This is a genomic window from Brevibacterium pityocampae (genome assembly GCF_039541555.1).
Taxonomy (GTDB): domain Bacteria; phylum Actinomycetota; class Actinomycetes; order Actinomycetales; family Brevibacteriaceae; genus Brevibacterium; species Brevibacterium pityocampae.
Window position 1 is genome coordinate 162710 of record NZ_BAABGL010000006.1, and the last position, 12394, is coordinate 175103.

The 12394-nt window shown below is 72.4% G+C and carries 10 protein-coding genes; 4 read left to right on the forward strand and 6 right to left on the reverse strand.

Translation table 11 applies throughout. The annotated features are described in order from the left end of the window. The first annotated feature begins 198 nt into the window (after positions 1 to 198). The gene (gene trpD, locus ABD883_RS06855) at positions 199 to 1299 is read left to right on the forward strand and encodes an anthranilate phosphoribosyltransferase (protein WP_345030970.1); all 1101 of its coding nucleotides are present in this window, start codon (positions 199 to 201) and stop codon (positions 1297 to 1299) included. Here the strand turns inward: trpD and ABD883_RS06860 are convergent. Next, positions 1264 to 3000: a DEDD exonuclease domain-containing protein gene (locus tag ABD883_RS06860; RefSeq protein ID WP_345030973.1), complete on the reverse strand. Its 1737-nt coding sequence runs from the start codon at positions 2998 to 3000 to the stop codon at positions 1264 to 1266. The genes trpD and ABD883_RS06860 overlap by 36 nt on opposite strands. A gap of 153 nt (positions 3001 to 3153) precedes the next feature. On the opposite strand from ABD883_RS06860, the gene ABD883_RS06865 reads away from it, so the two are divergent. After that, positions 3154 to 3453 (forward strand): hypothetical protein, encoded by a 300-nt coding sequence (locus ABD883_RS06865; protein WP_137319653.1) that lies wholly within the window; start codon positions 3154 to 3156, stop codon positions 3451 to 3453. Here ABD883_RS06865 and ABD883_RS06870 read toward each other — a convergent pair whose 3' ends face one another. Continuing rightward, complete coding sequence (locus ABD883_RS06870) at positions 3454 to 3876, reverse strand: hypothetical protein (RefSeq protein WP_247424527.1); 423 nt, start codon at positions 3874 to 3876, stop codon at positions 3454 to 3456. It lies immediately after the preceding gene. Beyond that, positions 3873 to 4685: an alpha/beta hydrolase gene (locus ABD883_RS06875; protein ID WP_137319655.1), complete on the reverse strand. Its 813-nt coding sequence runs from the start codon at positions 4683 to 4685 to the stop codon at positions 3873 to 3875. Before ABD883_RS06875 ends, ABD883_RS06870 begins: the two co-directional genes overlap by 4 nt. A gap of 196 nt (positions 4686 to 4881) precedes the next feature. Here ABD883_RS06875 and ABD883_RS06880 point away from each other — a divergent pair, with 196 nt between their 5' ends. Both ABD883_RS06880 and ABD883_RS06885 read left to right on the forward strand, forming a co-directional pair. Further along, positions 4882 to 5682: a lysophospholipid acyltransferase family protein gene (locus ABD883_RS06880; protein ID WP_137320475.1), complete on the forward strand. Its 801-nt coding sequence runs from the start codon at positions 4882 to 4884 to the stop codon at positions 5680 to 5682. A gap of 272 nt (positions 5683 to 5954) precedes the next feature. Further along, entirely contained in the window at positions 5955 to 6530 is a 576-nt protein-coding gene (locus tag ABD883_RS06885) for a MerR family transcriptional regulator (RefSeq protein WP_137319656.1), read from the forward strand. Positions 6531 to 6620: 90 nt separating this feature from the next. Here the strand turns inward: ABD883_RS06885 and ABD883_RS06890 are convergent, their stop codons facing one another. The 3 genes from ABD883_RS06890 to ABD883_RS06900 all read right to left on the reverse strand — a co-directional run bounded on the left by ABD883_RS06890 (position 6621) and on the right by ABD883_RS06900 (position 12222). Beyond that, a complete protein-coding gene (locus ABD883_RS06890; protein ID WP_345030980.1) occupies positions 6621 to 7982 on the reverse strand; it encodes a ParA family protein in 1362 nt (453 codons plus the stop codon). Positions 7983 to 8050: 68 nt separating this feature from the next. After that, positions 8051 to 11086 carry an AAA family ATPase gene (locus ABD883_RS06895; protein WP_295689835.1) on the reverse strand — a complete coding sequence of 1012 codons (3036 nt, stop codon included), beginning with the start codon at positions 11084 to 11086 and terminating at the stop codon, positions 8051 to 8053. After that, positions 11083 to 12222, reverse strand: coding sequence for an exonuclease SbcCD subunit D (locus ABD883_RS06900; protein WP_345030982.1), 1140 nt, complete (start codon positions 12220 to 12222; stop codon positions 11083 to 11085). Before ABD883_RS06900 ends, ABD883_RS06895 begins: the two co-directional genes overlap by 4 nt. Positions 12223 to 12394: the final 172 nt, after the last annotated feature.

Sequence of the window (12394 nt, forward strand, 5' to 3'; positions counted from 1 at the left end):
TTTCTACGGCGTGTAGCGGAAAGCCCGAGAACTCGCGGATCCGTGTGACGTGCGGGAACACGCTCCCTCGCGTGTCGGTTCCGCCGATCGGACCGCGGACGCGCCGGCACGGGCGGCGTAGCATGATGGAGCCGTCCCCTTCCCGGGGTGAGACCCGGAGTCCCATCGAACACCGCAGCCCAGAGAGAGGTCCCCCGAATGAGCGCACAGTCCCGACCCGCGAACGCGTCTGCCGTCGTCTCGGATGTGCGCAACTGGCCCGACCTGCTCGTCGCCCTCATGTCGCGGCAGGATCTCGACGCCGGGACCGCGGCGTGGGCGATGGACGAGATCATGTCCGGCAACGTCCCCGACGTCACCATGGCCGCTTTCCTGGTGGCCCACCACGGGAAAGGGGAGACGGTCGAGGAGATCAGCGGTCTCGTCGAAGCGATGATGGCTCATGCGGTGACGCTCGACGGGCTCTCCGACGCCGTCGACATCGTCGGCACCGGCGGCGACCGGGCGAAGACGGTGAACATCTCCTCGACCGCCTCGTTCATCATCGCCGCCTCCGGGCAGCGTCTCGTCAAGCACGGCAACCGGGCCACGTCCTCGGCCTCGGGGTCCGCCGACGTCCTCGAGGCGCTCGGACTCACCCTCGACCTCACGCCCGCGCAGACCGTCGGGCTCGCCCGCGAGGTGGGGATGGCGTTCTGCTTCGCGAACGTCTACCACCCGGCGATGCGATTCATCGCCCCGGTGCGGAAGGCCATCAAGGTGCCCTCGGCCTTCAACATCCTGGGCCCCCTCACCAATCCGGCCCGCACCCGTGCCACCGCGATCGGTGTCGCCGATCCCGCGATGGCACCGCTCGTCGCCGGGGTGCTCGCCCGACGCGGCGACACGGCGCTCGTGTTCCGGTCCGGCGACGGCCTCGACGAGCTCAGCACCACCGCGGTCAACGACGTCTGGGAGGTCCGTGACGGCTCGGTCGTCCATTCGACCTTCGACGCGACCGCCCTCGACCTCCCGCGGGTCTCCAAGGACGATCTGCGCGGCGGTGACCCGGAGTTCAACGCCGGGGTGATGACCCGGGTGCTCGAGGGCGAGCGGTCCCCGGTGCGCGATGTCGTCATCCTCAATGCGGCGGCCGCGCTCGTCGCAGCCGATCGGGAGGCCGAGGGTGCTCTGACCGATCGGCTCGCCGCGAAGTCCGGGATCGCCGCCGAGGCGCTCGATTCCGGGGCCGCCCGCCGCAAGCTCGATGAGCTGATCGAGGCGTCACACCGCTGGGGTGCCGCCGAGCGGACCGAATGACCCGAGGACGCGCCCGAAGCCGGTGAGCGGCTCGCTCCAGCCGCCGGTGGTGCGCACCAGCCGCGTGCTCCCGTCGGCCAGCCGCCGATGGATCAGCGCGGTCTCCTGGGCGAGCGCCGCCGGCGCATCCACGGACGGCTGCTCGACGTGCTCGGCGGTGAGCCGCAGCGACTCGATCGCCGGATAGGGATTGACGCCCCCCGGCACGCGGGCGCTCCCGGCGAGCCGGCCCCAGCGGACGAGGGCGAGGTCCCAGCCGCCCCCCGGCGTCGGGACGGCGGCGACGCACTCCTCGATCGCAGCGAGCCCGGCCTGCCGCTCCTGGGCGGCGAGCGAGGAGAGCAGCCCGGTCATCGCGTCGCGCACCTCGGCGGCGGTCTCGAAGCGCTCGCCCGCGGTGAGGGCGGCCATGCGCTCCCGGCAGCACCGGACGAACTCCGCCGGGTCGCCGACGAGGAGATCGTGGACGCCGGTGATGCCGGCCCGGTAGGCCTCGGCGTCCCAGTTCCCGGCGCACGGTCCGCCGCAGCGACCGAGCTCCCCGGAGGCGCACGGGGCGAAGGCGGCGTGGTGCGGCTTCTGCGTGCACTGCTTGAGCGGGAAGAGGCGGTCCAGGGCGCGCTTGGCCTCCTGGGCGCGGCGGTGGGTCCGGAACGGCCCGAGCCGGCGCGCGGCGTCGTCCGCCGAGGCCGGTGCTGTCCGCACGACCGAGAGGCGCGGGAACTCCTCGTCAGTGAGCCGGAGCCAGGTGCGGCGCTCCGGATGTTTGGACCGTCGGTTGTAGGGCGGGGCGAGCTCGCCGATGAGCCTGACCTCCCTGACCTCCGCCTCGAGGTGCGTGTCGCAGGGGACCGTGCTGACCTCCTGGGCGGCGGTGATCATCTCCGCCATGCGACCGCGGGTCTCCCCGGCCGTGAAGTAGTTGCGCACGCGGGCCCGCATGTTCCGGCTCACCCCGATGTAGAGCACCCGCCGGGAGCCGTCGAGGAACATGTACACACCGGGTCCTTCCGGGACCCCCGTGGCGAGGTGGGCCTTGGTGCGGCGCTTCTGCCATCCGGCCGGCTTGAGGCGCTGGAGGTCTTCGAGGGTGGTGATGCCGAAGGTGCCGAAGCGGTCGAACAGCCGGTGGAGGATCTCCCCGGTCGCCCGCGCATCCGCCAGTGCCCGGTGGTCCGGGGCCACCGCGGTGCCGAAATGCGCGGCGAGTGTGCCGAGCTTGTGGTTGACGACCTCTCCGCGGGGCACGACCTGGCGGGCGAGCTTGACGGTGTCGAGCACGGGCGGGTCCGGCCAGGCGTAGTCGAGCGAGCTGCAGGCGGCCTTGAGGTAGCCGATGTCGAAGCCTGCGTTGTGGGCGACGAGGACGGATCCCCGCGCGAACTCGAGGAACGCGGGGAGCACCGAATCGAGTTCCGGGGCGCCGGCGACCATGCCGTTGGTGATCCCGGTCAGTCGTTCGACGAACGGGGAGATCGTGCTCGTGCGCGGCCGGACCAGGGTGGAGAACTCGCCGAGCACCTCGCCGCTGCGGAGCTTGACCGCGCCGATCTCGGTGATGTCGGTCGAGCCGGTCGTCTCGAGGTCGACGACGACGAAGGTCACCTCTTCCAGCGGGGTGCCGAGATCGCTGAGGTCGAGCTGCCCGGAGCGCGGCCGCTCGTCCCGGTCGAAAGCCCTCGGGGCGCGGTGGATGGACATGGCTGACATCCTGCCACGCGGGACGGACACGGGGGTCGGGGATGCGGGCAGGGCGGCCGCCGGCGGGGCCGTGTCCGCACCTCCGTCTAGGGTCTGGAACGTGCACCTGACACCGTGCGTCGCAGCCGCGGCGCACCGATCGAGGAGGACCTCATGATCATCGAATGCACCGATCCCGGCCACGGCACGGACGAGCGCACGGGCGCGGTCGTGTGCCCGGACCCCGACTGCCTGGTCGCCGCCGTCCACTCCGGTCCGGATCCGATGGACCGACTGCCCGCCGTGCGCCCCGACTGGATCCTCGAGAGTCCGGATCACCTCGATCGTCTCGAGGTCGAGGCGCTCGCGGTGCTCGGCGACTGCGGCCTCGTGCCGCAGGTCGTGGCGCCGGGGGAGGACGACCGGGAGGCCGACTACGTGCCCTTCGCTCCGGCGATCCGCCGGGTCGGCTGATCAGACCTGCGCCCCGCCGCCGGGATCGCTGCGGTGCTCGGCCGGCAGGTTGAGGAAGAGCATGAGGCCCGAGGCCATGCTGATGCCGAGGAGCACGAGCACCGCGATGCCCGGCACGGGCCGGAAGAAGATCGCCATGACGAGGAGAGCGCCGACCCCGCCGACGAGCCCGACGACGGAGAGCACGAAGAGCGGGGGCGCACTGCGCCAGCCGATCCGCTCCGGGGCCGGTGGGACCCAGTCCTCGTCCTCCTCGAGCCGCTCGCGGATCTCGTCGATGGACATCTCCGGGACGAAGCCCGACTGCGCCTCGATCCCGGACACCATGGACTCCCAGTCCGCATCCGGGATGCGCTCGGCGTCGGGCAGGCGTTCGCGATCCGGGTCACCGGAGGATCCCGGGAGGCCGCCGGAGCCGGTCATGGCCGAGACCTCGGGGAGTCCGCGGCGGCGTCGCGCATGCGGCGGATCTCGGTGAGGACGAGGGACGCGTCGTAGTCGAGTGTGGCGACGTGGCGACTGCGGCGCAGGGAGACCGTGCGCACCGGCCCGGCGAGCCGGGCGCGCAGCTGTCGCGCCGACCACGGTCCCACGACGTTGTCGGTGCCCGACTGGCAGATGACCGTGGGCACGGTGATCCGCCACAGGCGCTGCAGCAGTGAGCGCTGGCCGCGCTGCATCGAAGCGATGGCGCGCAGCGGGGTGCGCGGGTAGGCGACCTCGTCCTGGTCGGGCAGCTCGATGTCGTTGCCGATCGCCGCGACGCTCGGCACGAGGTGCTGAAGGAGGGGGAGCGCGGTCCGCAGCGGGGAATCGACCCGCAGGGCAGGATTGACGAGGACGAGGCCGAAGATCTCACCGAGCGCGCCCTCCCGGTCGCCTGCCGGAGCGGCTGCGGCGAGTTCGAGGGCGAGTGCCCCGCCCATCGAGAGGCCCGCCACGACGACTGCGGAGTGGCGCCCGCGGAGGTCGGCGAGCTCGCGCGCCGCCGCAGTGCGCCAGTCGGCCCAGGTGGCAGCGTTGAGATCCTGCCAGACGGTGCCGTGTCCCGGCAGCAGCGGAACACGCACCGCGGTGCCGTCGGCGATGAGCTGCTCGGCGATCGGCCGCCAGGCGGCGGGGGAGCCGGTGATGCCGTGGAGCAGCAGCACGCCGACCTCGGACGGGGCGTCAAAGGTCAGCGCGGAGGCCGGGCGCTCGGCTGCGATCGTGCTTCCGGGAGGTGCCGTCATGCGTTCCAGAATGCCACACCGCGCCGCAGCCGCAGAGAGCCCGTGCTTCCTCACTGGAAGGGCGTCGGTGACGCACAGCCCAGAGGCGGCGAGTGTGCGGTGGGTGCGGTGGGCGCGGTGCCGATCGCAGCGGATCCGAGGACGCCTCCGTGTAGTAGTCTCGGACCGTTCGACCGCCCGTGTGGAAAGGGACACCGTGTTCTACTGGCTGCTCAAGACCATCGTCGTCGGGCCGGTCGCGCGTGCCCTGTTCCGGCCGTGGGTGCGCGGGCTGGAGAACATCCCGGAGACCGGCGGTGCGATCATCGCGGGCAACCACCTGTCCTTCATCGACTCGATCTTCGTGCCGCTGGCGGTTCCCCGGCCGGTCGTCTACCTCGCGAAGAACGACTACTTCGTCGGCCGCGGGATCAAGGGCACGGTGACCCGGTGGTTCTTCAAGCTCACCAACCAGTTGCCGATCGACCGGTCCGGGGGCTCGGCCTCGGAGGCCTCGCTCGACGCCGGGCTCAGGGTGCTCCGCCGCGGGGACCTCCTGGGGATCTACCCCGAGGGCACCCGCAGCCCCGACGGGCGGCTGTACCGCGGGCGGACCGGGATCGCGCGCCTCGTCATGGAGGCCGGCGTACCCGTGGTGCCCGTCGCGCTCATCGGCACCGACAAGGTGCAGCCCGAGGGACGGACCATCCCGCGCCTGCGTCGGGTGGGGATCGTGTTCGGCAAGCCGCTCGACTTCAGCGAGTACGCCGGCATGCAGGGTGACCGGTTCCTGCTGCGCTCGGTGACCGACGAGATCATGTACGAGATCCTGCGCCTGTCCGGGCAGGAGTACGTCGACACCTATGCCTCATCGGTGAAGACGAAGCTGCTGACCTCGACCAAGCCGACGAACCGGACCGAGGAGACCTCCGGGAACGCCGCCGGGAACGCCGCCGGGAGCGGATCCGTCGGCGGCGAGGCCGCCGGTGGGGCGCCTGCGACGGCTGCTCCGCGGTGACGGCGACCCGCCGATGCTGGTCGCTCCCCGGTGCGGGCGCACCGGCCGTCACCGCGGAGAGATTCCGGTCGCTCGGCGTTCGATTACTCCGGTAACGGCGACACGCCGAATCGTTATCCCGTGCTTCGTTGTCCGCGCCCGCACCAGCGCATAAGTTCAAGGGTGTAACTTTCCCTGGGTCCGCGAGCGCCCGGTGCGGTAGAATCACTGGAGACAACCGATCCGGTGCTCGCAGGCCCTGCTTCCCCCAGGGACATGAAGGAGGAGTCGGTGTGAACCGCTCAAGTCAGGAACAGGCCCGTTCCACAGCAGTGCCGCCGGCCGCGCAGGGTCTGCTGTTCGACGACGATCTGCCTGTGCTCGACGAGGAGGCCGGCTACCGCGGTCCCACCGTCTGCCGCGTCGTCGACATCACCTACCGTCAGCTCGACTACTGGGCACGGACGGATCTGGTGGTCCCGAGCATCCGCACCGCGACCGGCTCCGGCTCGCAGCGCCTCTACAGCTTCCGCGACATCCTCGTGCTCAAGATCGTCAAGCGCCTCCTCGACACCGGTGTGTCCCTCAACCAGATCCGGGTGGCCGTCGGCCACCTGCGTGAGCGGGGCGTCGACGACCTCTCGCAGATCACGCTCATGAGCGACGGCTCGAGCGTCTTCGAATGCACCTCCGCCGACCAGGTCATCGACCTCGTGCAGGGCGGCCAGGGCGTGTTCGGCATCGCCGTGGGCCGGGTCTGGCGCGAGGTCGAGGGCACCCTGTGCGAACTCCCGAGCGAACGTCCTGAGGACGAGGTCGAGATCGTCGACGAGCTCGCCGCCCGGCGCGCCGCACGCAAGTCCAGCTGAGGCAGGAGAGCCCCAGCAGCAGGACCCGCTGACGATGAAGGGCCGTGATGATCATCATCACGGCCCTTCATCATGCCCGGCGGTGCAGCGTCAGAACCGCTTCTTCTCCCGCGCGCGGCGGGCGCGGCGGGACTCGAAGCTCTCCTCGTGCTCGCCGGCCTGGCGCTCACCGGTGCCGCCGGAGGTCGGACGCGCGGCGCTCGATGGGGGATCGGCGGGCTTCTTCGGCTCGCCGGCCGCCCGGCTCCCGCTACCCCGGGCCGAGCTCTGCGGAGCACCGGCTACGGAGCGCGGGGGAGACGCCGCGTCGACTCCGGCCGGGGACTCGCCGGCGGTGGCGGATGCGGACCCCGGTGCGGATGCGGTCCCGGGTTCGCCGGCAGCGTCCTGTTCGGTCGCGGGGGAGTCGTCGTCCCTCTCGGTCGCTGTGGAGACCTTCTTCCCGTCGGCCGCCGAGGAGCCATCCTTCTCGGTCCCGGGTTCCGGGGGAGTCGTGGATGCTGAGGGCTTCGAGGCCGCCGCATCGTCCGTCTGCTCCGCGACGCCTGCGGCGTCGACGGATCCCGGCGCGGCATCGTCCTTCGCGGGGCTCTCCTGCGACGGCCCGTTCTGCGCGGAGTCGCCAGTGGCAGCGTCCCCGGCCCCGCCCTGCGGGGCGCCGGGCCGGCGCATCTTCTCGCTGCGGAGCGCGCGGTCGAGGATCCGGTCGAAGGCGGAGGCGAGCTCCGCTGCCGGACGGCCCGGCCACGAGTGGATGGGCCGCGCCGAGCCCTGGGCCTGCTGGAGCACGGTGCGCTCCGGGAGCGGGGGAGTGATGACGAGCGGGCCGAACATCTCCTTGAGCTCGGTGAAGCGGTAGGCGTGCTCACGTGAGTTCGGTCGAACCCGGTTGACGACGATGCCGAGCGGCTGCAGGCTCTGCGCGTTGCGGCGGCGGAGCTCCTCGGTGGCGCGCAGCGCGCGGTCGGCTGCGGCGACGGAGAACAGGCCCGGCTCGGTGACGATGAGGACGCGGTCGCTCGCCGTCCAGGCGGCGCGGGTGAGTCCGTTGAGGGAGGGCGGGCAGTCGATGAGGACGAGCCGGTAGCCGCTCGACACCTTGGCGATCGCGTCCTTGAGACGGCGCAGGTACCGGTCCGTGAGCGAGGGCCGGTCGAACTCGGCGGCACGCGGGGAGCCGGGGATGACATCGATGTGGCCGGGGCGGTCGCCCACCCAGCCGCTCGGCACGACCGCGCGGTCGAGGATCCGCGACTTCGGTGCGGCGAGGACGTCGGCGATGTCGACCTCGGTGGTCACCGGGACGTCGAGGCCCGTGGAGGCGTCGGCCTGCGGATCGACGTCGACGACCAACGTCGGGATGCCCCGGCTGTAGGCGGCCGAGGCCAGGCCGAGGGTGACGGAGGTCTTTCCGACCCCGCCCTTGAGACTGGAGACACTGAGGACGAGCACAGTCCAACGTTAGCCGATATCCCACCCCGGATCATGACGACGCACGCAGGAGCGCGCACCGGGTTCGCTCAGCCGGGGATCTCGACCCGGATGCGCGAACCCGTGGGGGACGCCTCGAGCACGATCTGGTTCGGGATCGCCTGCTGCATCCCCTGGACGTGGGAGATCACCCCGACGGTGCGACCGCCCTCGCGCAGCTCCTCGAGGATCCCGATGACCTCGGCGAGGGTGTCCGGGTCGAGGGTGCCGAAGCCCTCGTCGATGAACAGCGAATCGAGCTCGATCCCCCCGGCGGTCGACTTCACGGTGTCGGCGAGCCCGAGGGCGAGCGCGAGGGCGGCCATGAAGCTCTCCCCGCCCGACAGCGTCCGCGGGTCGCGCCGCTCCTGGGTGAAGCCGTCGACGACCTGCAGGCCGAGTCCCGCACGCTTCTCCCGCCGGTGGATGACGTCGTCGTGGACGAGGGAGTAGCGACCCCGGCTCATCACCCGCAGCCGCTCCGAGGCGTTCGCGGCGACGTCGGCGAACAGAGCGACGAGCGCGTAGGACGACAGCGAGATCCGCCGCAGGTTGTCCGGGCTCGTCGCCTGCACGAGGCCGGCCAGTGCCACGTCTGCCCGGAGTTCGCCGAGCTCGTCCTCCTCGACCGCGGCCTCGTCGAGGAACGTCGTGCGGAGCCCGGTGATATCGCGGCAGCGATCCTCGGCGACTGCGAGGGATTCGACGGCCCGGCGGGCCCGCTCCCGGAACCGCACCTCCGCGTCCTCCGCGCGGGCGCAGGCGGAGAGCAGCTCCTCCTCCGGTGCGGTGTCGCGCGAGGCAGCCGGGAACCACGCCGACTCCCGCATCACGGTGATGCGGGTGAGGAGAGCCTGGTGCTGCGCCGCCTGGGAGGAGAGCACATCCGGGTCGAGGTTGCGGGCGCTGAGGAGCTCCGATTCGGAGGTGAAGGGCGAGGCCCGCAGCGCCGTGTCGTACTCCGTCTGCCGCGTGGCCACCTCGCTCGCGGCGTCCGCGGCGGCGGCACTGGCTCGCCCGGCCGCCTGAGCGGCCGCGGTGAGTGCGGTGCCGGTCGCTGCGGCTTCCTCCGCGGCCGCCGATGAGTCCGGCACCGCGTGCCCGGTGCGTCGGAGGACCTCGCGGGGGGAGGCGGCTTCGGACTCGTCGAGCTCAGCGATCTGCTCGGCGAGGGATTCGGACCGCGCGCGCAGGCGGGTGAGCTCCGTCGACAGGCGCTGTGCTTCGCCGTCGAGCGCATCAGCGCGGGTCGCGAGGCGATCGGCCTCCGTGCGGAGCCGGTCGAGATCGGCGGTCTGCGCTTCGAGCGCCTCGACCTGCTGCGCGGCTGCGGCCCTGGCGCGGGAGGCGTCGTCGACCGAGCCGTCACCGGCGGTGGCCCGCGCAGCGGCGTGCTGCTCCTCGAGCCGGGTGCTCCGGTCCTGAGCCGCGGTCAGTGCGGCCTGCCGCGACTCCCAGGTGGAATGGGCGCGCTCCTCGTCCTCTCGGGTGACGGAATGCGAGTCCGCTGCGGCCGGGTGCGGGTGTTCGGTCGATCCGCAGACGGGGCATTCGGCCCCGGCTTCCAGTGCGGCGGAGAGCTCCGCGGCGATCCCGGTGATGCGGCGGCGACGGATGTCCTCGTAATCCGTGCGAGCGCGGTCCCGATCGGTGCGCCGGGATCCGACCTCGGTGCGCGCATCGGCCAGCCGGTCGGCCAGGCGGTCGCGGAGCTCGGCGGACTCGAGCTGCTCCGCGGCCCGACGGAGGTTCGCGCGCTCCTTCTCGAGTGCGGCGCGCACGGTGGGTTCGGCGGCGAGTGCGGTCGCGGTCTCGGTGCGCCGACGGGCCTCCGCCTGCTGGAGCTCGGCGTGCTCCCGGAGCCGTGCCGACTGCGTGGTGATCGCCTCCTCGCAGTCCCGAGCTGCAGCGCGTAGGGATTCGCCGCGCTCGAGTGCTCTGCCGAGCGTCCGGGCCGCTTCCGCGACCCCGCGCCCGAGCTCTGCGAGCTCCTCCCAAGAGGTGTCGGGGTCGACCTCCGGCAGGGTCGCGAGCGCGGCCTCGAGGCGCCGGCGCTCGGCGCGCGCCGATTCTGTGCGGGTGTCCCGCGTGCGCTCGGCGGCGCGGAGCTCACGGTGCAGCGGCAGCACCGCGCCGGCAGCCCGGGCGAGCGCCTGCTGCTCACGGATCCGGTCGCGGTCGCCCGCCCCGCCCTCGTAGTCCTGTTCGAGCTTCCGCAGCCGGGTGAGCTCCCGGCGGGCGGTGAGGCGCTCCGCGGCGGCACCGGCCGCCTCCGCCGCCCGGTCCCAGGCCGCCTGACTGAGATCCCGGCCGGCCACGGCGAGGTCCCGGCGCTCGGCGCAGATCGCCGTGCTCGGCCCGAGCACGGCGTCGACATCGGCGACGCCCGGGTGCTCGACCGCAGGGCGGGGGAGGTCCTCGCCGTGGACGGCGAGCGCCCGGTCGACGAGTGCTGTGCGCCCGGCGGACACCTCGGTCATCCGGGTGCGCGCCGCCCGGGCGGAGTCGGCGAGGACCCGTTCGACGGCGGTGAAGTGCTCGGTGTCGAAGAGCCGCCGCAGGATGGGTTCGCGCTCCTGCGGTGCGGCGCGGAGGAAGGCGGCGAACTCGCCCTGGGGGAGGAGGACGATCTTGGTGAACTGCTCGGCGTTGAGGCGCAGTGCCCGATTGACGTGGGCCTGGACCTCGTTCATCGTGCGGCCGAGTCCGGCCCACGCGGTGCCGTCCCACTGGAGCAGGGACACCGCCGGTCGCTGCGTGACCGTGCCGGAGCCGCGCTGCTTGGGCCGTTCGTAGGCCGGGCTGCGTTCGATCCGATAGCGCCGGCCGCGCGCACTGAAGTCGAGGACGACCGTCGTCGGGGTGGTCGGAGCGGCGAACTGGGAGCGCAGCTGTCCGGCTTCGTTGCGGGCCCCCGGCACGGTCCCGTAGAGGGCGAAGACGATGGCATCGAGAACGGTCGTCTTCCCCGAGCCGGTGGGCCCGTGGATGAGGAAGAGGCCGTCCCCGGCGAGGGCGTCGAAGTCGACCTCCGCGGTCTCCGCGAACGGTCCGAAGGCCGAGAGCGTCAGCGTGTGCAGTCTCATGCGTCCTCCCTCCGCGAGGAGGCGAGTGCGGTCTCGAACCGGGTGCGCTCCCCGGGCCGCGCGGGGCGTCCGGCGACGTCGTCGACGAAGGCGGAGAACACCTCGGTGTCGGTGCGGGCGGCCGCCGTCGCGGCGTCCGGCACTTCCAGTGCGGTGGGCTGGGCGGCGTTGACGTAGCTGAGCCTGATGAGCCCGGGCAGCACGGCGCGCAGCCGCCCGAGCGCCCCGTCGACGCGCTCGGTGTCGGTGAGCTCGACGGCGACGAGCGCATCCTCGTGCTCCGCCGCGCGGGCGAGGACGTCGGCGAAGGTGCCGCGCACGGTCTCGATCCGGGAGAACGCCGGGACCGGCACCGCGCTGAGCTCGATCCCGGCGTCGCGGATGTCGAGGAGGACGAGCTGCTTGGGGGTGAGCGCCTCGGTGAAGGACAGCGGCACGGGGGAGCCGGAGTAGCGCACGGTCGGGGTGATCGACTGCGGGCGGTGGAGGTGGCCGAGGGCAGCGTAGTCCGCGCCGGCGAACACCGCGGCGGGCACCACGCCCACGCCGCCGATCCCGATGTCGCGCTCCGATTCGCTGCCGACGGCACCGGACACGAAGGCGTGGGCCATGACGAGCAGCGGCACCCCGGGATGGTGGGCTCCCGCGTGCTCCCGGATCCTCTCCATCGCAGCACCGAGCACGGCGGTGTGGGTCCGCTCGACGCCGAACCGGGAATGGACGAGCGCGGGCTCGAGGTAGGGGATCGCGTACACCACGGCCTCCGGATCTCCGCCGGCGGGGGAGAGGGGGACCGGCCAGGTGATGTCCGACAGCCGGGTCCGCAGGTGGAGACCTGCCGTGTCGACGAGCCTTCGACCCATCCCGAGCCGCATGAAGGAGTCGTGGTTGCCGCTGGAGACCACGACCCGGGTACCGGCGGCGAGCAGACGGCCCACCGCGGTGTCGAAGAGCTCGAGCGATTCCTGCGGCGGGATCGCCCGGTCGTAGACGTCGCCGGAGACGAGGACGACGTCGATGCGCTCGGCTTCGACCGTGTCCACGAGGAAGTCGAGGAACCGGGCGTGGACGTCGTGCTGGTCGACGCCGAAGAACGACCGCCCGAGGTGCCAATCGGAGGTGTGGAGGATACGCATGCGCCCAGGGTATCGGCGGGGACGGACACGGGGTCGGGCGGCGGGCGATGCTCCGTACCGGCGGGGGCAGCATCCAGGGTTTCCACGCCCCGCCGGTGACGTGTCCGCGGGCGTCTGTAGAGTTGTGCCTGTCAAAGGACCCCGCGCCGACCACCATCGACGCCGAGCTGAA

Excerpts from the sequence above, each read along its gene's own strand:
- trpD (WP_345030970.1), top strand. The coding sequence starts at position 199 with ATGAGCGCACAGTCCCGACCCGCGAACGCGTCTGCCGTCGTCTCGGAT.
- ABD883_RS06860 (WP_345030973.1), bottom strand. The coding sequence starts at position 3,000 with ATGTCCATCCACCGCGCCCCGAGGGCTTTCGACCGGGACGAGCGGCCG.
- ABD883_RS06865 (WP_137319653.1), top strand. The coding sequence starts at position 3,154 with ATGATCATCGAATGCACCGATCCCGGCCACGGCACGGACGAGCGCACG.
- ABD883_RS06870 (WP_247424527.1), bottom strand. The coding sequence starts at position 3,876 with ATGACCGGCTCCGGCGGCCTCCCGGGATCCTCCGGTGACCCGGATCGC.
- ABD883_RS06875 (WP_137319655.1), bottom strand. The coding sequence starts at position 4,685 with ATGACGGCACCTCCCGGAAGCACGATCGCAGCCGAGCGCCCGGCCTCC.
- ABD883_RS06895 (WP_295689835.1), bottom strand. The coding sequence starts at position 11,086 with ATGAGACTGCACACGCTGACGCTCTCGGCCTTCGGACCGTTCGCGGAG.
- ABD883_RS06900 (WP_345030982.1), bottom strand. The coding sequence starts at position 12,222 with ATGCGTATCCTCCACACCTCCGATTGGCACCTCGGGCGGTCGTTCTTC.